We start from the raw sequence: 21,554 nt of genomic DNA, 5'->3' as shown, positions 1-21,554 counted from the left end.
CGTGCCACCGTGCAGCGAGAACAGGTACGCGTTGTTCACCGCGACCTTGCCGTTGACCAGCACGTCACCGTAGAGCTTGGACGAGCCCGGGTTCACGACGAAGTTCTCCAGCGTGACCGTCGTCTCACCGGCGGTGAGGGTCAGACCCGAGTCGTCGTGGTTCAGCAGACCCTGCACGTACGGACGGTAGTCACCGTCCGGCGACCAGTACGTCACCGAACCGGACGTGATCGGGAACGAGACGGACCCGTCGGCGAGCTTGGCGTCACCGGAGACACCCGGGGTCAGCTTCAGCGCGGTCAGGGCGTCGGTGAAGCCGGAGTCGAGCTTCACGGCGGTGTCGCCACCGAGGACCTCGGGCACCGACGCGACGGGGCCGGGGATCTTCGACGAGGACGACGACACGGTGTGCACCGACGGGGTCGAGGCCTGCGCCGAGGTGATGCCGAACGCGGCACCACCCAGCACGAGCGCACCCGTCGTGGCGAGCGTGATGGAGGTCTTGAGGCTCTTGCGCATGGTGATCAGTCCTTTGCTGTTGTCGCGCTCGGCGCGGCTGCTGTGTGCGCGCCGAACACACCCTGGTACAGGGTGGAGAACCAGCGATGTGCGGCTGGTGAGCGCTTCCGGGGTGTTCCCCGGTCGATGTCAGTGATTCGGCACCCTCGCCCAGCCGGATTGGTCCGGATCGGGATCCGTCAGAGATCGACGTCCGCGAGCACCCGGTCGTCGCCGCGGAGCCGTACCTGCACGCTGGCGATGTCGTCGCGCTGCACGTCGGTCGAGGCGGACAGCCCCCGGGCGTCCTCGCCCGCGGCCGACCACGACGCCACGGTCTGCACGGACCCGTCGTCGCGCACGACCACGAGGTCGTACATCACGGACCCGTCGGCGGCCCAGGACTTCCCGCCGTAGGAGCAGCCCCAGTCGAAGCGGGTGCCCCACGGTTCGCCGCTGACGGACAGGTCGACGTCGAGGCCGCGCTCCCCCACGAGCGCGTACCGGTCGGCCGACGCCGTGGCGGGGCCGGCCTGGACGGAGGGGTCCACCCGTGCGGTGCCGACCGCGAGTCCGCCGAGGACCGCGGCGACCACCGCGGCGGCGGCCGTGGCCGCGACCCAGATCCGGCGGCGACGACGGCGGTGTCGAACGCGGTGCGCGACGGAGGCGAGGGTGCTCTCGGAGCCGGTGTCGCGCCTCCCGTCCGGGTCTGCGATCTCGACCGCCTGGTCGGCCGGCAGCTTGGACAGCAGGCCCGGGAGACCGACCAGCTCCGCGACGGCGGCCGCACAGCGGTCGCACGTCTCGAGGTGCCGCTCGTACTCGAGCCGCTCGTCCGGCGGCAGGGAACCGAGCACGTAGGCGGCGTCCCACTCGGCGTAGCGGTCGTCGCTCATCGCGTCACTCCTCGTTCCTGCAGTGCGAGCCGGAGGGCCCGCAGCCCGTAGTGCAGCCGCGACTTCGCGGTGCCCTCGGGGATGTCGTGTCGTCGGGCGATCTCGGGGACCGTGTGTCCGAGCCAGTAGGCGTCCACCACCACCCGGCGGTGGTCGGGGCTGAGCGAGGCGAGGGCGTCCGCGACGACGATGCGGTCGAGGACGGCGTCGGTGCGGTCCGCCTCGACCCGGTCGACGGGGGACTCGGTGCCGTGCTCACGGCGGTTCCGCGCGGACCGAGCATCGTCGACGACGAGGTTCCGGGCGACGGTGAAGAGCCACGCCCGAGCGCTGTCCGGGGCGCGTTCGAGCACGGCCGGGCGCTGCCACGCGCGCACCATCGTCTCCTGCACGACGTCCTCGACCGTGTGGCCGTCCCGCGTCAGGTGCCGGACGTACCGGGTGAGCGCGTCGCCGTGCTCCCGGTAGAGCGTCGCGAGCAGCTCGTCGGCTCCCCTGCCCGTGGCCATCACTTCGCCAGGTCGAGGGAGAACTCGACGGACCCCTTCGGGTCCACCGTGACGAAGCCGAGGGACGGTGCTTCGACCCCGTAGTCCTCGAAGGTGATCGGGATGCTGCCGGCGACCTGCACGGTGCCGTCCTTCGCGACGGCGACCTGGGCGTCGGCGGTGACGGGCTGCTCGACGCCGTGCAGGTCCATCGTGCCGGTGAGCGTGACGTCCTGCGTCGAGCCGTCGAGCGCGCCGGACACGTCGACGGGCTTCGTCAACGTGAACGTCGCCGTGGGGTGCTGGTCCGTCTGGAGTGCGGTATCGCGGAAGTAGGCGTCACGGGCGGACTCGGGCGTGCTGATCTTCGCGACCTCGACCGTGACCGTCGCCTTCGTGAGGGAGCCGCCGCTGACCTCGGCGCTGCCCTCGACGTCCTTCGTGCGTCCGACCACGTTCACATCCTGCCCCTGGAGCTTCTCGTGCACGCGGTAGCCCGCGAACGAGTCGCCGGTGCTGGTCCAGCTGCCGTCGGCCTCGGCGGCGGTGAGGGTGCCGGAGCCGCCGGACGGCGCGGCGCTGACGGAGGGGGCCGCGGCGGCCTGCCCGTTGACGGTGTTCGCGTAGATGACCGGTCCGGCGATGGCTGCGGCCGCGCCGACGACCACGACGCCGGAGGCGATGCCGATGATGACCTTGGTTCGTGTGCGGAGTCCCATGCCCTGACGACGAGACAGCGGGCCGGATCGTTCACCGGCGTTCGGCACGAGCGGCGGATCGTCCACCGGCGTTCGGCATGATGGGGCGGTGGACATCGTCATCGCCGGCTGCGGCGACCTCGGGATCGAGACCGGCCTGCGCTTCGCCGCCGCCGGGTACCGCGTGGTCGGACTCCGGCGGCGGGGCGAGCTGGTCCCGGCCCCGCTCACCGGGCGGAGCGTCGACCTGCGCCGGTCGGTCCCGGAGATCCCGGCGAGCACGGCGGTGGTGGTCGTGGCCGTCGCCGCGGGGAGCCGCGACGTGGACGAGTACCGCGCGACGTACGTCGACGGGCTGCGGAACGTCCTGGACGGCATCGACGCGTCCGGAGCGAGCCCGCGCCTGGTCGTCGTGTCCTCGACCGCGGTCTACGACGTCGACGACGGCGGCACGGTCACCGAGGACACCCCCGCGGACGGCGGTTCCCCCACCGCGGACGTCCTGCTGGAGGCCGAGGCCCTGCTCCGCGAACGAGCCCCGGGGGCGGTGCTCGCTCGACTGTCCGGTGTGTACGGTCCCGGGCGGGAGCGCCTCATCGACCAGGTCCGGGGCGGAGGGGCTCGGTCGGCTCCGGCCGACGGGTCGTCCCCGCACACGAACCGGATCCACCGGGACGACGCGGCCGCAGCCCTGGTGCACCTCGCGACGCTGGACGACCCCGCACCGACGTACCTCGTGACCGACGACGAACCGGCTCGGCTCGACGACGTGTACGCGTTCCTCGCCGCCGAGCTCGGGGTCGCGGTGCCGCCGAGGGCCGAGGCCGGCGCCGGCGCTGCCGGCCGGCAGGGTGCCGGTGACAAGCGCCTGTCGAACGCCCTGCTCCGCTCGACGGGCTGGGCACCGCGGTACCCGACGTTCCGCGAGGGCTACCGCGCCGTGCTCGCCGGCGTCGGCACCCGGCACCCCTGAGCCGCCGCGCTCGGTACGATCCGGACGTGCACGAACTCGCCGTCCGCCCCCACGCCACCCCCACGCTCGTCGTCGCCGTGGCGATCCTGTCCATGTCCGGGACGGCGTTGGCGTTGCTCTGGTCGGTCATGTGGGTGCCGGTGCTCGTCACGGGGACGGGGGCGTCGCTCTTCCTGTGGCCCCTCGTGCTGGCGTTGTCGCTCCTCCCGTGGGGCGGGGTCGTCGTGGCGCTGGTGCTCGGTGTCGTCGCGCGTCGGCGTGCGGAGACCCGCGGGTCGACCGCCGTGGTCGTCACGAGCGCTGTGCTGTCGGGGCTCGCGCCGATCGCGCTGTGGTTCGGCGGACCGTTCTCGGCCGTGGCCTGACCCGCGGCGAGCGGCCGGGCGCCGGCGCGGTGCGCGGGCCGCGGCGCTCCGCACAACCAAAGGCACGTTGCGCCACGCGGATCCACGGCTCGAGCGCACCTTGGTTGTGCGAACGCCTCCGGCGCCAGCGGCCCGGCGGCGCCGCGCAGCGGCACGGCGCCAGCGGCGCGGCGGCCCGCCGGAGCGCGGCCGCGGCCGCGGCCCGCGGCCCGCGGCCCGCGGCCCGCGGCTCAGTGGTACCGGTGGTCCTGGATCGTCAGGCGCGGCCCGAACGACGGCTTCCGGAAGCCCGATCCGCCGATGAGCCGCACGACCCGCTCCCGGTGCCCCCGCCACGGCTCCAGCAGCTCGAGCATCCCGTCGTCGTCCACCGGTCCCCCGGTCAGCGCCCACCCGACGAGCGCCGGCACGTGGAAGTCCCCCACGCTCGGGGAGTCCGGATCGCCGTGGGCGCGCTGCGAGGTCTCCGCCGCCGTCCACTTCCCGATGCCGGGGACCGACTGCAGTCGAGCGGAGACGACGTCCCCGCCGCGGCCGAGCGTCAGCGTCCGTTCGAGCGCCGGAGCCACCCGGACCGCCCGCATCACCGTCGCCGAACGACCGGGCTCGATGCCGGCGCGGTGCCACTCCCAGCTCGGGATCGCACCCCACCCGGCAGCGGTCGGCGGGACGAACATGTCCACCGGGGCCGGTCCGGGCGCCGGTGTGCCGTACCGCCGCAGCAGGTACCGCCAGGCACGCCAGGCCTGCCGGGAGGTGACCTTCTGCTCCATGATCGCGGGCACCAGGGCCGCCATCACGGTGTTGGTTCGGAGCAGGCGGAGGCCCGGCTGCCGGTGCCGGGCGTCGACGAGGAACGGGTGCCGGGACACGTCGAGGTCCGACCAGTCATCACCCCGGCCGAGCAGTTCGGGAGCGTGCGACACCGCCCACTCGGCACCGTCGCCCCACGCCGAGACCGCGATGGCATCGGGACCGGCACGGCGCACGAGCACCGAGGCCGGGCCCTCCGGCGTGCGGAGCGCGAGCCACGTGTCGGAGCCGACCACGCGGAAGGCGGGGTCGCCGGAGCCGCGCTGCAGGGGCCGGAGCGTCGCGCGGACGTCCACCGCGCCTCCTGGCCGGTAGACGGTGTCGACACGCGACACGGCCTCGCCGACCCGCGCGGCGCCGCCGACCCGCGAGCCAGCCTCGCCGACTCGCGCGGCCTCGCCGACCCGCGCCGCGGCGCCCTCGACGCCACCATCGGCGGAGGACGGAACGGCGAGGGACACACGCAGGATGGTAATGCGGAACCACCGTCAGTCATGATGGGCGTGTCCCACTGCACCCCGACGACGGAGTTCCCCATGCGCATCGGCATCCTCACCTCCGGAGGCGACTGCCCCGGCCTGAACGCGGTCATCCGCGCCATCGTGCTGAAGGGCATCGCGATCTACGGACACGACTTCGTCGGCTTCCGCGACGGGTGGCGCGGCGTGGTCGACGGCGACATCGTCCCGCTCGGCCGCAAGGACATCCAGGGCATCGCCAAGCAGGGCGGCACGATCCTCGGCACGAGCCGGACGAACCCCTTCGAGGGCCCGAACGGCGGCGTCGAGAACATCGAGCGCACCCTCGAGCGGCACGGCATCGACGCCATCGTCGCGATCGGCGGCGAGGGCACGCTGGCCGCCGCGAAGCGCCTCACGGACGCCGGGCTGAAGATCGTCGGTGTCCCGAAGACCGTCGACAACGACCTCGGTGCGACCGACTACACGTTCGGCTTCGACACCGCCGTCGCGATCGCGACCGAGGCGATGGACCGTCTCCGCACCACGGGCGAGTCGCACTCACGCTGCATGGTCGCCGAGGTCATGGGCCGGCACGTCGGCTGGATCGCCCTGCACTCCGGCATGGCCGCGGGTGCCCACGCGATCCTCATCCCGGAGCAGAAGACGAGCATGGAGCAGATCGCCGCGTGGGTCCGGGCGGCCTACGACCGTGGTCGAGCGCCGCTGGTCGTCGTCGCCGAGGGCTTCGTCCCCGACCACGAGGACAACGCGCACACCGAGCGCGGCCTCGACGCGTTCGGGCGTCCGCGGCTCGGCGGCATCGGCGAGCGACTCGCGCCCCTCATCGAGGAGATGACGGGCATCGAGACGCGTGCCACGACGCTCGGCCACATCCAGCGCGGTGGCACCCCGACGGCGTACGACCGGGTCCTCTCGACGCGACTCGGCCTGGCGGCCATCGACTCGGTGGTCGAGGAGCGCTGGGGTCGCATGGTGGCGCTCCGGGGCACCGACATCGAGCACGTCTCCTTCGAGGAGGCGCTCGGCGAGCTGAAGACCGTGCCGCAGGCCCGGTACGACGAGGCCGCCATCATGTTCGGCTGACACGCGTCCGCAGGTCGGCCGGTCGTGGTCCTGGAGGCGCGGGTAGCGTCCGACGCGTGACCCGCGCAGTCCTCGTCTCCAGTTCCGCCCCGCCCACCGTCACCGAGGTCGACGTCGCCGACCCGACCGAGGGCGAGGTGCTCGTCGACGTCACGTACTCGAGCGTCAACTACAAGGACGGCCTGGCGCTCGCCCGGAACCCCGGCGTCGCGCGGGTCGATCCGCTCGTGCCCGGCATCGACGTCGTCGGCACCGTCTCGGCCCTCGGACCGGGCGTGCACGACGTCGCGATCGGTGACCGGGTCGTCGTGAACGGCGCCGGGCTCGGCGAGACCCGGCACGGCGGCTGGGCGGAGCACGCGGTGGTGCCGTCGGGGTCGCTGGTCGTGCTGCCCGGGTCGATCGACGACTCGTTCGCGGCCGCGATCGGGACCGCCGGGTTCACCGCGATGCTCAGCGTGCTGGCACTCGAACGGTTCGTCGAGCCGGGCAGCGGTCCCGTCCTCGTGACGGGTGCGTCCGGCGGCGTCGGCACGGTCGCGATCGCGCTGCTCGCCGCCCGTGGGTACGAGGTCACGGCCTCGACCGGACGCGCCGCGAACGACGCATCGCTCCGGGCACTCGGCGCGACCGACGTCATCGACCGCGCGACCCTGTCCGAGCTCGGCCGGCCGATGCAGCGGGCGCACTGGGCGGGCGCGGTGGACAGCGTCGGCGGTGCGACCCTCGCGAACGTCCTCGCGGCGACCCGGTGGGGCGGGGCGGTGACGGCGTGCGGCCTGGCGCAGGACTCCGCGCTCCCGACCTCGGTGATGCCCTTCATCCTGCGGGCGGTGTCGCTGCTCGGCATCAACTCCGTCGACGCCCCGCTGCCCCTCCGGCAGCAGGCGTGGCAGCGGCTCGCGACCGATCTCGACCCGGCGCTCCTGGCGGGCGTGACGCGGGTCGCCGGGCTCGAGGAGGCCATCGCCGTCGGACCCGAGGTCGTCGCCGGCAACGTGCACGGGCGCACGGTCGTCGCGGTCGATCGCTGAATACTAAGATTTCACAAGCGTTTGCATATTGACACGTTAGGATTTGAGTACAGAACACCTGAGCCTGTGAGGAGTCCGGCATGCCGGTACCCAAGTCCACCGTCGAGAACTCGCCGCGGAAGCTCCTGCGCGACGTCGTGCTCGAGAAGATGCTCGCCGCGATCCAGGACGGCACGCTCCAGGCGGGCGAGCGCCTCAACGACGACGAGCTCGTGCAGTGGCTCGGGGTCAGTCGCACCCCCATCCGTGAGGCGATCGCCAAGCTCGTCGACTACGGCCTGGTCGAGATGGAGGCGAACCGGTACACCCGCGTCGCCACCCCGACCGGCAAGCAGGCCGCCGACACCACCCAGGTCCTCGGCGGGTTCGTCGAACTCGCTGCGCGCTGGGGCGTGCCGAAGCTCGATGCCTCCGCCGCCAAGGCGCTGACCGAGCACCTCGAAGCCGTGCGCTCGTACTCCGAGCAGCAGGACAAGCGCATGGACGCCGAGCTCGAGACGGTCATCTCGCTGCTCGTCGACGCCGCCGACAACGAGCTGCTCGACAAGTTCGCCGAGTCGCTCCTGCCCCGCGCACGGTTCCTCTCGCTCGCCCAGGGTGCGTGGCAGTTCTGGGACTACAAGCACTCGGTCGACCCGCTGCGTGCGGCCATCGCGAAGCGTGACGGCGACGCCGCCGCGGCCGCGATCCGTGCGCTGACCGCGACCGCCGAGCAGCAGGCGGACGAGCTCCGCGCTGCCGGGACCGCCGCCGCCGGCTGACCCGTCCAGCGTTCCCCGGCCGCCTGGGCCACGATGGACCCGTGAGCAGCAACGACGACGTCCTCATCCGAGCGGCCGGGGTCCGGGTGACCCGGTCCGGCCGGGACCTCCTGCACGACATCGACCTGACCGTCCGGCGCGGGGAGCACTGGGCGCTCCTCGGGCCGAACGGTGCTGGGAAGTCGACGCTGCTGGCGGTCCTCGGCGCCACCGGGCACCCGACGGCCGGCACCGTCGAACTGCTCGGCCGGCGACTCGGACGCGTCGACGTCCGGGAGCTCCGCGAGCACATCGGGCACGTCGACCCCCGCCACCGGATGCTCTCGCCGCTGACCCTCCTCGAGACCGTGCTCACCGGGCTCACCGGCACGACCGACCTCATGATGCGGTGGGAGCCGACGCCCGCGCAGGTGGCCACCGCCGAGCAGCACATCGCCGACGTCGGGCTGACGGCGCGTCGGGACGCCCGCTGGCCGGTCCTGTCCCAGGGCGAGCGGGGACGGACGCTCATCGCCCGGGCGCTCATGTCCGAGCCGCAGCTGCTCCTGCTCGACGAACCGGCCACCGGGCTCGACGTCGCCGCGCGCGAACACCTGCTCGAGACCGTCGACGCCCTGCGCCACCGGCACCCCGAGCTCGGGAGCGTGATGGTGACGCACCACCTCGAGGACCTGCCCGCGTCGACCTCGCACGCGATGCTGCTGCGCGACGGCGTCGCGGTCGCCCAGGGCACCTCGGACGAGGTCATCACGTCGTCGGCGGTCTCGCACGCCTTCGACTTCCCACTCGCGATCCTCCGGGCCGAGGGGCGCTGGGCCGCCCGCCGCGCGTCCTGAGCCGCAGCGCATCGGACTCCGGGGCGGTGCTGTCCCCTGTCCCACCCTCGGCGATCCGGTCGGTACGCGGTGATGCGTGGTGCCTCGTGCCCCGTCGCCGGTGCGCGGTGCTGGGCTGCGTTGTGCCGGCTCGCGCCACGGCGCTGCCCACTGCGCCACATGAGGACCGGTTTGCCCGCCGGTCCGTCGGGTCCGTACCCGCCCCGGTCCGCCTACCGACGCACCGCCCGTCCGATCAGTCCGTCGTCTCCAGGAGCGCCACCTCCCAGTTGCTGCGCTGGATGGTCGCGTCGAGCTCGCGGAGCTCCTTGGCGAGGTCGTCCGCCCGGGACCGCAGCGTCGCGGTCGGCAGGGCGGCGAACGTGCGGAGCTCGCTGCGGAGCTGTCGGTACCCGCCGCCTCCGCCCGCGGTCGCGTCCGCGGCTCCGGTCACGAGCGCGTGCCGGAGGCGCAGGGCGTCCCGCCGAGCGAGGAGCGTCGTGACGGTCTCGCCCGAGGCCAGCCGGGTGGACGCGTTCGTCGCGTTGATCCGGGCGAGCAGCACCTCGAGGTCGTCGACGGCCCGCTCGGCCTCGGCGAGCAGGGACGCCGCGTCCTCGTCGGGCTCCTCGCCCTCCTGGTAGCGGGCGTTGGCGGCGATCCGCGAGCGCAGCTGCTCGATGCGCTTCTGCAGGTCGGCGCGCTCGATGAGGGCCTCGGCGAGTTGCATGTCGCCATCCAACCAGGGCACGCGGCACACCGCCGGGTGCGGCGGACGGGAGGCGCGGGTCCGGCCCGACCCGCGCCTGACGTCAGGTAGGTGGTGGCGTCACGCCGTGGCGCGCGCGGCCGCCTTCGCCGCGGCAGGGAGTGCGTCGAGCACCCGTCCGACGGCCCGCTCGTCGTGCGCTGCCGTGACGAACCACGCCTCGAAGACGCTCGGCGGCAGGGTCACCCCCGCGTCGAGCATGGCGTGGAAGAACGGCGCGTACCGGAACGCCTCCTGCGCTCGGACGTCGTCGTAGTTCCGCGGGGCGGTCTCGGTGAACGCGAACGAGAAGAGGTTCCCGGCGTGCTGGACGGTGTGGGCGACGCCCTCGGCGGACAGGGCGTCGCTCGTCGCCGTCGCGATGGTCGCCGCGGTCCGGTCGAGGTGCGCGTAGACCTCGGGCGTCGCGGCCCGGAGCGTGGCGATGCCCGCGGCGACGGCGAGCGGGTTCCCCGAGAGCGTGCCCGCCTGGTAGACGGGGCCGAGCGGGGCGAGGTAGTCCATGACCTCGCGCCGACCACCGAGTGCGGCGAGGGGCATGCCGCCGCCGATGACCTTGCCGAACGTGACGAGGTCGGGCTTCCACCCGGCGCCGTCCGGCACGACCTTCGACGCCTCGAGGCCCCACCACCCGGCGGAGCCCACCCGGAAGCCGGTCAGGACCTCGTCGACGATGAGCAGCGCGCCGTGCGCCTGCACGATCTGCGCCAGGGCCCGGTTGAACCCACGCTCGGGGGCGAGGACGCCCATGTTCGCGGCCGCTGCCTCGACGATCACCCCCGCGATGCGCTCGGAGTGCTCGTCGAACGCGCGACGGACGGCATCGAGGTCGTTGTAGGGCAGCACCAGGGTCTGCGCGGCGGTCTCGGCGGTGATGCCGGCACTGCCGGGGAGCGCGAGCGTGGCAACACCCGAACCGGCCTCGGCCAGCAGGGAGTCCGAGTGGCCGTGGTAGTGCCCGGCGAACTTCACGAGCAGGTCGCGACCGGTGTACCCGCGGGCGAGCCGGATCGCGGTCATCGTCGCCTCGGTGCCCGTGGACACCATGCGGAGCTTCTCGATCGGGCCGTCGCCGTCCACCGACACCCGCTGCTTCACGAGCTCGGCGAGCTCGGTCTCCCCCGGGGTCGACGCCCCGAAGCTCAGCCCGCGCGCCGCCGCCTGCTGCACGGCCTCGACCGTGGCGGGGTGGGCGTGCCCGAGGATCGCGGGCCCCCACGAGGCGACGAGGTCGACGTACTCCCGCCCCTCGGCGTCGGTGACGTAGGCACCCTTCGCGCTCGTCAGGAAGCGGGGCGTCCCGCCGACGGAGCCGTACGCCCGGACCGGCGAGTTGACCCCGCCGGGGATGCTGTTCTTCGCACGGCCGAAGAGCTGGTCGTTCGTGGTCATTCTGGGGCCTTCCCGGTCGAGGCGATGCCGTCCACGGCACTGGTGCTGCCGGAGGTACGGAGTCCCGCCTCCTCGTTGAGCTTGCGAGCGATGTCGACCGCGAAGTAGGTGAGGATCGCGTCGGCGCCGGCGCGCTTGATGCCGATGAGCGCCTCCATCGCCGCGGCGTCGCGGTCGATCCAGCCGTTCTGCGCGGCTGCGGTGATCATCGCGTACTCGCCGGAGATCTGGTACGCCCAGACCGGTACCGGCGAGGTCCGTGCGGTCTCGGCCAGCACGTCGAGGTAGCTCATCGCCGGCTTCACCAAGACGATGTCGGCACCCTCGGCGATGTCCTGCTCGACCTCGCGGAGGCCCTGCCGACCGTTCGCGGCGTCGATCTGGTACGTGCGACGGTCGCCCACGAGCGAGGAGTCGACGGCCTCGCGGAAGGGACCGTAGAACGCGCTCGCGTACTTGGCCGCGTACGCCAGCAGCGCCGTGCCGCTGTGCTCGGCCGCGTCCAGCGCGTCCCGTGCGGCGGCGATCTGGCCGTCCATCATGCCGCTCATGCAGACGAGCTCGGCGCCGGCCTCGGCCTGCACGACCGCCATGTCGCGGTACCGCTCGAGTGTGGCGTCGTTGTCGACCGAGCCGTCCGCGGCCAGGACGCCGCAGTGCCCGTGGTCGGTGAACTCGTCGAGGCACAGGTCGGACTGCACGACGAGGGCGTCGCCGACCTCCTCGCGCGCGACGCGGATCGCGACGTTGAGGATGCCGTCCGGGTCGGTCGCGCCGGATCCCTGCGCGTCCTTCGACGTCGGCACGCCGAACAGGTTCACGCCGCCGATCCCGACCGATGCCGCCTCGTGCAGGGCACGGCGGAACGAGTCGAGCGAGTGCTGCTGGACCCCGGGCATGCTCGTGATGTCGATCGCCTCGGTCGCCCCCTCGCGGATGAACATCGGCAGCACGAGCTCGGCGGGGTGGAGCCGGGTCTCGGCGACGAGTCGACGCATCGCGCCGGTCGCGCGGAGTCGTCGGGGGCGGACCTGGGGGAAACGGCCGGTCACTTCGGTGCCTTCCTGTTCGGGGCGGTGGGGTTCAGGGACTCGACGACGGCGTCGAGCAGGGCTTCTGCGGATCGGGTCCGGGCGACCACGTGCACGGGCAGGTCGGCGGAGCGGGCTTCGGCAGCGGTCCCGGGTCCGATGCACGCGACCACGGTGCGGGGGTCGAGCGGGGTCATCCGCCGGGCGATCTCGCGAGCGATGCTGCCGCTCGTCACGAGCACGGCGGCGGGCGGGGAGTCGAGGACGACCGGCTCGTCGCCGGTCCCCACGGTACGGTACGCGACCACGTCGTCCACGTCGATCCCGCGGCCGCGCAGGGTGTCGACGACGGTCGGGGCAGCGAGGTCCGAGCGTGGGAAGAGGACGGCGCCGGAGGTGTCCGGCAGCGCGTGGGCGAGCGCGGCGCCCGAGGACTCGGACGGCACCAGGTCGACGACCCAGCCCGCAGCACGCGCGGCACGGGCGGTCGGCTCGCCGACCGCCGCCACCCGCAGGTCGGACGGGAGGCGCGCCACCCGTTCCGCGACCACCCGCACGGCCGTCGCACTGGTCACCACCATCCACGCGTACCCGGCCACGTCGGTGCCGCCGGTGCCGTCGGTGCCGTCGGTGCCGCCGGTGCGGGCGGTGCCGTCGGTGCGGGCGGTGCCGTCGGTCGCGGGTCTCGAGCGGGCACGATCCGGCCCGGTCGGCGCGGCCAGGCGGCCGGTTCCGCCCGCTCGCCGACCGGCCGACGGCGCGTCCTGCCCACTCGCCGACGGCGCGTCCTGCCCACTCGCCGACTGCGGACCGGACCCGGCCGGCGGGGGTGCGTCGTGCCTCCTGGACCCGCCGGACGCGATCAACCGGTCGACCGCAGCCTCGAGGGCGGACCGATCCGTGGGTGCCGCGTCCGCGATCAGCGGGACGACGAGCGGGTCGAGCCCGCGCTCGCGGGCGGCCGCGGCGACCCGGTCACCCCACGCCCCGCCGCGCGGGACCAGGACGACCGGCTGCCGTGCCGCGTCCGCGGTGCTGACGTCGGGGTGCGTGGCGACCGCCTACTCCGCCGAGGTCGCGAGGTCCGCCAGGTCGGCCGCACCGTTCTCGAGCAGTTCGGCGGCGACCCGGCCACCGAGCTCGAGCGCCTCGGTCAGGCGGTCCTGTCCGGAGCCGTCGAGCACGGCGGCGTGCGATGCGGTGCGGTACTCGGAGCCGTCGGGCCGGTAGACCGTCGCGGAGACGAGGAGCATCTCGGCGTCGACGATCGCGGTGGCACCGATCGGGGCGGAGCACCCGGCCTCGAGCTTCGCGAGCACCTCGCGCTCGGCGGACACGGTCAGTCGGGTCGGCGCGTGCTCGATCTTCCGCAGGGCCGCGAGGAGGTTCCGGTCTGTCTCGTCCGCGCGGGTCTCGATCGCGAGCGCTCCCTGCCCGGGGGCGCTCGGCCAGAAGCCGAGGTCGAGCAGTTCGGTCGCCGCGTCGAGCCGGTCGATGCGCGTCAGGCCGGCGGCGGCGAGGACCACCGCGTCGAGGTCGTCATCGACGCGTCCGAGGCGGGTGTCGATGTTGCCGCGGATGTCCACCACGTCGAGGTCGGGACGCTTGGCCTTGAGCTGCGCGACGCGGCGGGGCGAACCCGTCCCGACCTTCGCGCCCTCGGGCAGGGTCTCGATGGTCGCAGCGTTCCGGGCGACCAGGACGTCTCGGGCGTCGGCACGCTTCGGCACCGCGGCGATCGTCAGCCCCGGGTACGGCGCGGTCGGGAGGTCCTTGAGGGAGTGCACGAGGACGTCGACCTCGCCCGCGACGAGTGCTTGGCGGAGCGCGCTGGCGAACACGCCCGTGCCGCCGAGGCTCGCGAGGGAGGCGCGGTTCGTGTCGCCCTCGCTCGTGACCGTGACGAGCTCGACCGGTCGACCGGACGCCGTCGCCAAGCGGTCGGCGACGTCCTGCGACTGGGCGACCGCGAGCCGGCTGGCACGGGTGCCGAGCCGGATCGGGGCCGGGCCGTCGGGGCTGCCGGTCGGCGCGGACGCGTCGGTCACGGGGCGAGTCCGGCCGCGGCGGGCTTGAACCCGGCGCGCACGTTCTCGCAGCACCCCGGACGGCAGACGTCGTACCAGGGACCGAGGTCGGTCAGGTGCGGGCGCTCGCTCGTCGGGGTGCCGTTGACACGCTCGAGGACGAGGTCCACCAGACCGGAGACGTAGGCCGGGTCGACACCCGGGGTCTGCGTGCGCACCGACCAGAAGCCGAGCTCCTGAGCGGTCTCGGTGGCCTCTTCGTCGAGGTCCCACATGACCTCCATGTGGTCGCTCACGAAGCCGAGCGGGACGATGAGCACGGCGCGGGTCGGGCCGTCCTTGAGCTCCTCGTTCATGTAGTCGTTGATGTCGGGCTCGAGCCACGGCTGCGTCGGGGGGCCCGAGCGCGACTGGTAGACGAGCTTCCACGGCGGCGTGCTGGTGCCGCGGAGCGACGCGTGCTCGGGCTGCTCGAGCAGCTCCGCCCACGCCTGGTCGAGGACGACCTGCGCGACGGCGAGGTGCTGGGCCTCGTACGCGCCGTGCTCGTCGAAGCCCCGGTAGTCCGGGCCGGACTTGGCGGCGTCGGTCGACGGGATCGAGTGCGTCGAGAACAGCACGTGCAGCTCGGTCGCGACGTCGAGGCCGTCGTTCTCGGCGATCGCACGCGCCATGCCGTCACGGACGCCGTCCACGAACGGGCGGACGAAGCCCGGGTGGTCGAAGAACTGCCGGACCTTGTCGATCTGGATGGTGTCGATCAGACCGGTCTCGGAGAGCACGCGGGCGTAGTCCTCGCGGTACTGGCGGCAGCTCGAGAACGACGAGTAGGCGCTCGTGGCGATCGCGATGAGCTTGTTGTAGCCCTTGTCGGCCGCCTCGGTGAAGGCCTCTTCGAGGTAGGGCTCCCAGTTGCGGTTGCCCCAGAGGACCGGCATGTCGATGCCGCGCGAGGCCAGCTCGGCCTCGAGCGCGGCCTTGAGCGCACGGTTCTGCGCGTTGATCGGGCTGACGCCGCCGAAGTGCCGGTAGTGGTGGGCGACCTCTTCGAGGCGCTCGTCCGGGATGCCACGGCCCCGGGTGACGTTGCGCAGGAACGGGATGACGTCGTCCTGGCCCTCGGGTCCGCCGAAGCCGGCGAGCAGGATCGCGTCGTACGCGACCGGGACCTCGACGTGCTCGGGACCGTCGGCGGCCGCGGGGGTCGCGGCGAGGACGGCCTGACCGTTCGTGATCATGCTGGTGTCGGTCACGAGAGCACCTCCGGCAGCTCGGTGGTCGTCACGCGACGACCGGTGAAGAAGGGCACCTCTTCCCGCACGTGCATGCGGGCTTCGGTGTAGCGCAGGTCGCGCATGAGGTCGACGAGGTCGACGAGGTCCGGGCTCTCGAGCGGCAGGATCCACTCGTAGTCGCTCAGCGCGAAGGTGGCGATCGTGTTCGTCAGCACGCGGCGGTACTTCGCGCCGGCGATGCCGTGGTCGCGGAGCATCTTCGAGCGCTCCTCTTCCGGCAGGAGGTACCACTCGTAGGACCGGACGAACGGGTAGACCGTGATCCAGGCCTCTGGCTCCTTGCCGCGCAGGAAGGCGGGCGTGTGCCGCTTGTTGAACTCGGCTTCGCGGTGCATCGCCATGGCGTGCCACACCGGTTCGGCGTCCTGGAAGAGCGCGGTGCGGCGGATCTCGCGGAGCACCGCCTGGATCGCCTGCGCGTCGTCGCCGTGCAGCCAGACCATCACGTCGGCGTCGGCGCGGAAGCCGGACACGTCGTAGAAGCCGCGGATCATCACGCCGCGCTCGGCAGCGGCGGCGATGACGGCGTCGAGCTCGGCCACCGCATCGTCGCCGACCGTGTGGATCGGGCCGAGCGAACGGCGGAAGACGGCCCACAGGGCGTAGGCCGTCAGCATGTTGGGGTCGATGCCGTCGGGGGAGGTCTCGTGTGCGTCGTGCGTGGGCACGGTGGAACTCATGTGTCCATTGTCCTATCGGTCACAAAGGTGACGCCGCTCCCCTTTCGACGGCGAGCGCTACCGCCGTCGGAGCACCGCTACGACGATACCCCCGACCACTGCCACGCCCGCTGCGAGCCCGGCCAGGTACGGCACCGGCTTCTCGTCGATCCCGCGCTTGACCTTCGACGCGGCGATGCCGATCTGCTTCGGGACGTTGAGCTTGTCCTCGATCGCGTCGAGGGTGTCGAACAGCTGGGCGCGGGTCGACGCGACGCGGTCGGCCAGGTCGTCGTGCTGATCGGTCACGTGGGTCCTCCGGGGTGTGGGGTGGTGGACGGGGCGGTCGTCGCTAGAAGCGGCCGCCGACGTCGGGCTTGCGGGTGCCGTACTGGGTCGGCGGGGTCGGCTTCTTGCCGAGGCCCTTCACCGCGTTGACGTCGTTCTTCACGCTGTCGATGGTGCGCTTCGGCGTGATCGGGAGCCCCTTCTTCAGGCGCTTCCAGCCGAGCAGGCCGAGGATGCCGGCGACGATGAGCATCACGACGGCGATCACGAGCGCTGCGAGCCACGCGGGCATCACGGTCGCGAGCCCCATGACGGCGGCGGTCAGCAGCACGCCGATCGCGTACAGGACGATGACGAGCGCGCCCACGAGCAGACCCGCGGCGAGGCCGAAGATCTTCGCCTTCGTCAGCATCTCGGCCTTGAGCAGGTTCAGCTCACCCGTCACCAGCTCCTTGACGAGCTTGGGGACGTCGCCGACCAGGCCGAACAGCGAACGCGGCTTGCGGTCGCGGGTGTCTGTCATGAGGCCTGGCTGTCCTTCTTCTGCCCGACCTTGCGGACGACCTTCTTCGTCTGCTCACCGACGAACTCGGCGACGTCGGGGGTCTTGTCGGCGATGAATTCCTCGGCGACGTGGACGCCCTTCTGGACGCCGTTGCTGTTCCAGATCTTGCCGCTGACGGTCTTGATCTGCTCGTACCGCGCCCGTCCGGCTCGCGATCCCAGGACGTACCCGAGAGCGGCGCCGGCGACGAACAGGAGCTTGCCTCGCATGTGCGATTCCTCCGTTGGGTCAGTGTGCGTGGTCATGCGCCGAACGGAATACGTCCGGCGTTCCTGCAACAGTAGCCCTCTCCCAGTGTGCGGTCCGCTCAGGAATCCAGGATGTGCTCAGCGGCGGTCCGTGCGGCCGCGACGATGCCGGCCAGCCCCCGGCCCGTCGATGCCTCACCGATCCCGACGACCCCGTCGGCGAGCCCCGCGGCGGTCGTGTCCGGACCGTGCCACCGGACACGTGCGGCACCGACCACGGCGGACGGCGCGATCGGCACGCCGAGCAGGGCGGAGGCGTCCTGAGCGGCGCGGGTACCGATCGCGTCGTACGGGTCGACCTGGAGGCTCCTCCCGGTCTCGACCGCGTCGGCCGCGGCTCCCGGGGTGATCCCCGCGACCCCCGTGTCCGTCGTCGCGTAGCTCAGCCGCAGGACGTGCCGGCCCCCGGCCGCCTCGGCCAGCCACGGCCACTTCACCGTCGCGTGCGTGATCGCCTTCGCCCGGACCCCGGGTGCGTCCGGGTGCACGAGCATCCCGGTACCCCGCGGCGCCGCGTCGAGTTCGTGCTGGTCGACCACGAGCGTCACGAGCTCGATGCCCGTGCGCACGGGACCGGCCGTGCGGGCGGGGTCCGCCGTCGAGGCGAGGACGTGCTCGGCCACCAGTCGCTCGGTCTCGCCGTCGTCGGTGCGGACCTCGACGGCGTGCTCCTCGATCGCGGTGGCCCGGGTGTGCAGGCGGACGTCGACGCGGTAGGTCTCCATGTCGGCCACGAGCTCGTCGACGAGCCGCACGGTGCCGCCGCGGATGCCCTGCACGGCGGACCCGGCCGTCGCGCGGGCCCGGAGTGCGAGGACCGCGCGGGCGAGGGAGCCCTCGCGCAGCAGCGCCGCCCGGAGCCCGGGAGCCACCCGGTCCGGGTCGAGGTCGTCCGGGTGCGTCGAGTGCACGCCGGCGACGATCGGCACCACCAGGTCGTCGAGGACCTGCTCGCCCATGCGCTTCCGGACCAGCTCGCCGAGCGACGGCGCCTTCGACCCGACGAGGGACGGCAGCAAGGAGTCCATCTGCGCCCGGAGCGCCGCCTTCTGCCCGACCACCGCGAGGACGTCGGCCGCCATCGGGCTCCCCGGGATCCCGAGCAGTCCGGTCTGCGGGATCGGGGCCGTCCGGCCGTCGCGGGTCATCAGCCACGCACCGCGCGGGTCCGGCGTGGTGACCTCGTTGCCGAGGCCGAGTTCGATCGCCAGCCGGCCGACGGCGTCGTTGCGGGTCGCGAACGAGTCCGCCGCCATGTCGAGGTCGAGTCCCGCGACGGTGTGCCGACGGACCATGCCGCCGAGCACGCCGGAGCCCTCGACGAGGACGACGTGCGCGCCGCCCTTCGCCAGGTCCCGCGCCGCGACGAGTCCGGCGACCCCGCCGCCGACCACGACGACGTCGGTCACGCCCGCACTCCGGTCGCCGCGGCCGTCCCGTCCCCGAGCTCGTGGACGAGGGCCACGATGCGGGTGAGCACGGTCGGGTCGGTCTCCGGCGGCACACCGTGCCCGAGGTTGACGACGTGCGCCCGCGCCGCACCACCGCGGCGGACGACGTCGCGCACGTGGGCCTCGAGCACCTCCCACGGGGCGGAGAGCATCGCCGGGTCGATGTTGCCCTGCACGGTGACCCCGGTGCCGACCCGGCGCACGGCCTCGTCGAGCGGCAGCCGCCAGTCGACGCCGACCGCGTCGACGCCGACCCGGTCCGTGCCGAAGGTCGTCATGTCGTGCAGGACCTCGCCGCTGCCGACGCCGAAGTGGATGCGCGGGACGCCGAGGTCGGCGACGTGGGCCAGGGCGTCGGCCGAGTGCGGTGCGACGCGGGTGACGTAGTCCTCGCGGGAGAGCGAGCCCACCCACGAGTCGAAGAGCTGTGCGGCGGAGGCCCCGGCGAGCACCTGTGCCCGGAGGAACGCCCCCGACACCCCGGCGGCCCAGGCCAGCAGGCGCGACCAGGTCTCCGGGTCCGAGTGCATGAGCGTCCGGGCGCGGATGTGGTCCTTCGACGGTCCGCCCTCGACCAGGTAGGCCGCGAGCGTGAAGGGCGCCCCGGCGAACCCGATGAGCGGGGTGTCGCCGAGCTGCTCGACCGTGCGCGCCACGGCGTCCGTGATCGGGGCGAGGGCAGTCGCGTCGAGCTGGCCCAGCGCGTCGACGTCGGCCGGGGTGCGGATCGGGGACGCCAGCACCGGCCCGCGCCCGGGGACGATCTCGACGTCGACACCCGCGAGCTTGATCGGCACGACGATGTCGCTGAAGAAGATGCCGGCGTCGACCCCGTGCCGGCGGACCGGCTGCAGCGTGATCTCCGACGCCATCGCCGGGTCGAGGCAGGCGTCGAGCATGGCCGTGCCGACGCGCAGTTCGCGGTACTCCGGCAGGGACCGGCCGGCCTGACGCATGAACCACACCGGCAGGGTCTCCGGCCGGTCGCCGCGGAGTGCCCGGACGAGGGGCGAGCCCGACGTCCGCCCGGAGACGAGCGGGTGCGAGGCGGGGAGGGCGGTCGTGGATGCGTCGGTCACCGCACGATTCTCCCATCGGCGAACGGAACGTATCCCGAGCACGCACGATGGGAACGGGAGCCGGGCGCAACGCGAGTTACCATGGAAGACGTGCTCATCTGTCTCACGGCGTCGCATCGCAACGCCAGCTTCGATCTCCTGGAGCGACTGAGCATCGGCGCACCGACCGCCGCGAGCCGTCTCGTGACGGACTCCGACGTGCTGGACGGGGCCGTCGTCCTCGCCACGTGCAACCGCTTCGAGGCCTACCTCGACATCGCCGGCGACGACCGCGACTCCGCCGTCTCGGCCACCGTCGACGCCGTCGCCACCGCGAGCGACCTCGACCCCGCCGAGGTCCTCCGGTCCGTCAACGTGCTCGGCGGCAAGGACGTCGTGCAGCACCTCTTCGCCGTCTCGAGCGGCCTCGAGTCCGTCGTCGTCGGCGAGACCGAGATCTCCGGGCAGGTCCGCCGCTCGCTCGAGGACGCCCGCTCGAACGGCACCACCACCTCGGACCTCGAGCGGCTCTTCCAGGAAGCCGCGCACACCTCCCGCGGCGTCAAGACCCGCACCCGCATCGGCGCTGCCGGCCGGTCACTCGTGCGGCTCGGCCTCGAGCTCGCGTCCTCCCGCGTGACCGACTGGGGCCGGACCCGCGTGCTCCTGATCGGCACCGGCAGCTACGCTGCGACGACCATCGCCGCCCTGCGCGACCGCGGCGCCGACACCATCCAGGTCTTCTCCCCCTCCGGCCGGGCGCCGTGGTTCGCCGCGAAGCACGACCTCGTCGCCGCGCACGACCTCCGCCAGGCCATCGGTTCGAGCGACGTCGTGATCACCTGCACCTCGAGCGAGGTCCCGGTCGTCGAACCGGCCGACCTCGACGACGGCGTCCGGCGCATCGTCATCGACCTCGGACTCCCCCGCAACGTCGACCCCGACGCGGCCGACGTCGACGGCGTCGAACTGCTCGACCTCGAGACCATCAGCATCCACGCCCCGATCGCCGAGCTGAACGCCGAGTCCGAGGCCCGCGCGATGGTCGAGGACGCCGTGTCCCGCTTCCGCGCCCAGGCCCTCGAGCAGTCGACGACGCCCGCGCTCGTGGCCTTCCGCAAGCACGTCTTCGACATCCTCGACGACGAGATCGACCGCGCGAAGCGTCGTGCGGACGGCGACGACGCCTCGGCCGAGCAGACCGAGCGCGCCCTGCGGCACCTCGTCGGCGTCCTGCTCCACCGTCCCTCGGTGCGCGCTCGCGAACTCGGTCGCGCCGGTCGCGGCGAGGAGTTCGTCGGGGCGCTCGACGCCCTCTTCGGTGTCCGTCCCGAGCCCGAGGCGGAGCTGCCGTCGCCGGTCGTGCCGCTCGCGGAGCGCACCGCGCCCGAGCGGATCGACCGCGACCGCACCGACGAGGCGGACGCGAGCTGAGCCTCCAGGGCCACCCCGCGACCCTGCGTGTCAGTGCGCTGCTGCTGGTGCGCGACCGCCGCGTGCTCATGGTGCGCGCGCGGATGCGCGACGTCCTGTACCTGCCCGGGGGCAAGGCGGAGCCGCACGAGAGCGACGTCGAGGCCGTCGTCCGCGAAGCCTTCGAGGAGACCGGCCTGCGGCTGACCGCCGACGACGTCGAGCCGTTCGGCACCGTCACCGAACCGGCGCACGGGCAGGCCCCGGGCACGATGGTCGCGATGGCGCTGTTCCTTGCTCGTCCAGGAGGCGCGCTCGACTCCGCCATGCCGGTCGCCTCGGCAGAGGTCGACGAGGTCGAGTGGGTCACCTCCGCGGATGCGGACCGGTGCCCGCCGGCGGGCGTGGAGACGCTCCGCCGCCTCGTGGCGGCGGAGCTGATCGACTAG

Annotated in this window: 25 protein-coding genes; 8 read left to right on the top strand and 17 right to left on the bottom strand. The window is 73.1% G+C overall.

All coding sequences use genetic code 11. The features are described 5' to 3' along the window. From BM028_RS08150 to BM028_RS08135, 4 genes are all read right to left on the bottom strand, one after another. The coding region (locus BM028_RS08150) for a hypothetical protein (RefSeq protein ID WP_092385760.1) at positions 1 to 519 on the bottom strand (519 nt) is incomplete at its 3' end. A 179-nt stretch (positions 520 to 698) separates the two neighbouring features. Beyond that, a complete protein-coding gene (locus tag BM028_RS08145) occupies positions 699 to 1,397 on the bottom strand; it encodes an anti-sigma factor family protein (protein WP_070417345.1) in 699 nt (232 codons plus the stop codon). Continuing rightward, the gene (locus BM028_RS08140) at positions 1,394 to 1,906 is read right to left on the bottom strand and encodes a sigma-70 family RNA polymerase sigma factor (RefSeq protein WP_070417346.1); all 513 of its coding nucleotides are present in this window, start codon (positions 1,904 to 1,906) and stop codon (positions 1,394 to 1,396) included. Before BM028_RS08140 ends, BM028_RS08145 begins: the two co-directional genes overlap by 4 nt. Beyond that, a complete protein-coding gene (locus tag BM028_RS08135) occupies positions 1,906 to 2,604 on the bottom strand; it encodes a YceI family protein (RefSeq protein ID WP_071294336.1) in 699 nt (232 codons plus the stop codon). The genes BM028_RS08140 and BM028_RS08135 overlap by 1 nt, the downstream gene beginning before the upstream one ends. An 88-nt stretch (positions 2,605 to 2,692) precedes the next feature. Between BM028_RS08135 and BM028_RS08130 the strand changes: the two genes are divergently transcribed. Both BM028_RS08130 and BM028_RS08125 read left to right on the top strand, forming a co-directional pair. Beyond that, positions 2,693 to 3,556, top strand: coding sequence for an NAD-dependent epimerase/dehydratase family protein (locus tag BM028_RS08130; RefSeq protein ID WP_092385757.1), 864 nt, complete (start codon positions 2,693 to 2,695; stop codon positions 3,554 to 3,556). A 26-nt stretch (positions 3,557 to 3,582) separates the two neighbouring features. Then, a complete protein-coding gene (locus tag BM028_RS08125; protein WP_070417349.1) occupies positions 3,583 to 3,921 on the top strand; it encodes a hypothetical protein in 339 nt (112 codons plus the stop codon). 230 nt (positions 3,922 to 4,151) lie between these two features. Here BM028_RS08125 and BM028_RS08120 read toward each other — a convergent pair whose 3' ends face one another. After that, the gene (locus BM028_RS08120; protein WP_092385857.1) at positions 4,152 to 5,069 is read right to left on the bottom strand and encodes a DNA-3-methyladenine glycosylase family protein; all 918 of its coding nucleotides are present in this window, start codon (positions 5,067 to 5,069) and stop codon (positions 4,152 to 4,154) included. Between the two features lie 201 nt (positions 5,070 to 5,270). Between BM028_RS08120 and BM028_RS08115 the strand changes: the two genes are divergently transcribed. The 4 genes from BM028_RS08115 (at position 5,271) to BM028_RS08100 (ending at position 8,930) form a co-directional block, all read left to right on the top strand. After that, entirely contained in the window at positions 5,271 to 6,299 is a 1,029-nt protein-coding gene (locus BM028_RS08115; protein WP_070419301.1) for a 6-phosphofructokinase, read from the top strand. Between the two features lie 56 nt (positions 6,300 to 6,355). After that, positions 6,356 to 7,333: an MDR family oxidoreductase gene (locus BM028_RS08110; RefSeq protein WP_092385755.1), complete on the top strand. Its 978-nt coding sequence runs from the start codon at positions 6,356 to 6,358 to the stop codon at positions 7,331 to 7,333. Positions 7,334 to 7,413: 80 nt separating this feature from the next. Further along, entirely contained in the window at positions 7,414 to 8,094 is a 681-nt protein-coding gene (locus BM028_RS08105) for a GntR family transcriptional regulator (RefSeq protein ID WP_070417351.1), read from the top strand. Positions 8,095 to 8,135: 41 nt separating this feature from the next. Further along, positions 8,136 to 8,930 carry an ABC transporter ATP-binding protein gene (locus BM028_RS08100; RefSeq protein ID WP_092385753.1) on the top strand — a complete coding sequence of 265 codons (795 nt, stop codon included), beginning with the start codon at positions 8,136 to 8,138 and terminating at the stop codon, positions 8,928 to 8,930. A gap of 235 nt (positions 8,931 to 9,165) precedes the next feature. Here the strand turns inward: BM028_RS08100 and BM028_RS08095 are convergent, their stop codons facing one another. The 12 genes from BM028_RS08095 to hemE all read right to left on the bottom strand — a co-directional run bounded on the left by BM028_RS08095 (position 9,166) and on the right by hemE (position 19,713). After that, positions 9,166 to 9,639 (bottom strand): DIP1984 family protein, encoded by a 474-nt coding sequence (locus BM028_RS08095; RefSeq protein WP_092385751.1) that lies wholly within the window; start codon positions 9,637 to 9,639, stop codon positions 9,166 to 9,168. 99 nt (positions 9,640 to 9,738) lie between these two features. Then, a complete protein-coding gene (hemL, locus tag BM028_RS08090) occupies positions 9,739 to 11,070 on the bottom strand; it encodes a glutamate-1-semialdehyde 2,1-aminomutase (protein WP_092385749.1) in 1,332 nt (443 codons plus the stop codon). Beyond that, on the bottom strand, positions 11,067 to 12,122 hold the full coding sequence (gene hemB / locus BM028_RS08085; protein WP_302847567.1) for a porphobilinogen synthase: 1,056 nt from the start codon (positions 12,120 to 12,122) through the stop codon (positions 11,067 to 11,069). The genes hemL and hemB overlap by 4 nt, the downstream gene beginning before the upstream one ends. Continuing rightward, positions 12,119 to 12,967: a uroporphyrinogen-III synthase gene (locus BM028_RS08080; RefSeq protein WP_175496022.1), complete on the bottom strand. Its 849-nt coding sequence runs from the start codon at positions 12,965 to 12,967 to the stop codon at positions 12,119 to 12,121. The genes hemB and BM028_RS08080 overlap by 4 nt, the downstream gene beginning before the upstream one ends. Before the next feature lie 195 nt (positions 12,968 to 13,162). Next, complete coding sequence (hemC, locus tag BM028_RS08070) at positions 13,163 to 14,149, bottom strand: hydroxymethylbilane synthase (protein WP_092385743.1); 987 nt, start codon at positions 14,147 to 14,149, stop codon at positions 13,163 to 13,165. Continuing rightward, complete coding sequence (locus tag BM028_RS08065) at positions 14,146 to 15,381, bottom strand: ferrochelatase (RefSeq protein WP_441294441.1); 1,236 nt, start codon at positions 15,379 to 15,381, stop codon at positions 14,146 to 14,148. Before BM028_RS08065 ends, hemC begins: the two co-directional genes overlap by 4 nt. Continuing rightward, the gene (gene hemQ, locus BM028_RS08060) at positions 15,378 to 16,103 is read right to left on the bottom strand and encodes a hydrogen peroxide-dependent heme synthase (RefSeq protein WP_175496021.1); all 726 of its coding nucleotides are present in this window, start codon (positions 16,101 to 16,103) and stop codon (positions 15,378 to 15,380) included. Before hemQ ends, BM028_RS08065 begins: the two co-directional genes overlap by 4 nt. A 57-nt stretch (positions 16,104 to 16,160) precedes the next feature. Beyond that, entirely contained in the window at positions 16,161 to 16,391 is a 231-nt protein-coding gene (locus tag BM028_RS08055) for a DUF3618 domain-containing protein (RefSeq protein WP_070417357.1), read from the bottom strand. 43 nt (positions 16,392 to 16,434) lie between these two features. Beyond that, the gene (locus BM028_RS08050; protein WP_071294325.1) at positions 16,435 to 16,893 is read right to left on the bottom strand and encodes a phage holin family protein; all 459 of its coding nucleotides are present in this window, start codon (positions 16,891 to 16,893) and stop codon (positions 16,435 to 16,437) included. Continuing rightward, positions 16,890 to 17,144, bottom strand: coding sequence for a hypothetical protein (locus BM028_RS08045; RefSeq protein ID WP_070417359.1), 255 nt, complete (start codon positions 17,142 to 17,144; stop codon positions 16,890 to 16,892). Before BM028_RS08045 ends, BM028_RS08050 begins: the two co-directional genes overlap by 4 nt. Positions 17,145 to 17,242: 98 nt before the next feature. Then, positions 17,243 to 18,592 (bottom strand): protoporphyrinogen/coproporphyrinogen oxidase, encoded by a 1,350-nt coding sequence (locus BM028_RS08040; protein WP_254789463.1) that lies wholly within the window; start codon positions 18,590 to 18,592, stop codon positions 17,243 to 17,245. After that, entirely contained in the window at positions 18,589 to 19,713 is a 1,125-nt protein-coding gene (hemE, locus tag BM028_RS08035; RefSeq protein ID WP_254789460.1) for a uroporphyrinogen decarboxylase, read from the bottom strand. Before hemE ends, BM028_RS08040 begins: the two co-directional genes overlap by 4 nt. 90 nt (positions 19,714 to 19,803) lie before the next feature. On the opposite strand from hemE, the gene BM028_RS08030 reads away from it, so the two are divergent. Continuing rightward, on the top strand, positions 19,804 to 21,126 hold the full coding sequence (locus BM028_RS08030; protein WP_071294366.1) for a glutamyl-tRNA reductase: 1,323 nt from the start codon (positions 19,804 to 19,806) through the stop codon (positions 21,124 to 21,126). Next, positions 21,123 to 21,554: an NUDIX hydrolase gene (locus BM028_RS08025; protein WP_302847571.1), complete on the top strand. Its 432-nt coding sequence runs from the start codon at positions 21,123 to 21,125 to the stop codon at positions 21,552 to 21,554. Before BM028_RS08030 ends, BM028_RS08025 begins: the two co-directional genes overlap by 4 nt.

It is taken from the genome of Curtobacterium sp. YR515 (assembly GCF_900113095.1).
Classification (GTDB): domain Bacteria; phylum Actinomycetota; class Actinomycetes; order Actinomycetales; family Microbacteriaceae; genus Curtobacterium.
The sequence above is the reverse complement of the archived record's forward strand: the minus strand, read 5'-3'. Positions and strand labels throughout refer to the sequence as shown.

Coding starts and splice junctions, on each gene's coding strand:
- BM028_RS08145 (WP_070417345.1), bottom strand. CDS start 1,397: ATGAGCGACGACCGCTACGCCGAGTGGGACGCCGCCTACGTGCTCGGT.
- BM028_RS08140 (WP_070417346.1), bottom strand. CDS start 1,906: ATGGCCACGGGCAGGGGAGCCGACGAGCTGCTCGCGACGCTCTACCGG.
- BM028_RS08135 (WP_071294336.1), bottom strand. CDS start 2,604: ATGGGACTCCGCACACGAACCAAGGTCATCATCGGCATCGCCTCCGGC.
- BM028_RS08115 (WP_070419301.1), top strand. CDS start 5,271: ATGCGCATCGGCATCCTCACCTCCGGAGGCGACTGCCCCGGCCTGAAC.
- BM028_RS08105 (WP_070417351.1), top strand. CDS start 7,414: ATGCCGGTACCCAAGTCCACCGTCGAGAACTCGCCGCGGAAGCTCCTG.
- BM028_RS08095 (WP_092385751.1), bottom strand. CDS start 9,639: ATGCAACTCGCCGAGGCCCTCATCGAGCGCGCCGACCTGCAGAAGCGC.
- hemL (WP_092385749.1), bottom strand. CDS start 11,070: ATGACCACGAACGACCAGCTCTTCGGCCGTGCGAAGAACAGCATCCCC.
- hemQ (WP_175496021.1), bottom strand. CDS start 16,103: ATGAGTTCCACCGTGCCCACGCACGACGCACACGAGACCTCCCCCGAC.
- BM028_RS08050 (WP_071294325.1), bottom strand. CDS start 16,893: ATGACAGACACCCGCGACCGCAAGCCGCGTTCGCTGTTCGGCCTGGTC.
- BM028_RS08045 (WP_070417359.1), bottom strand. CDS start 17,144: ATGCGAGGCAAGCTCCTGTTCGTCGCCGGCGCCGCTCTCGGGTACGTC.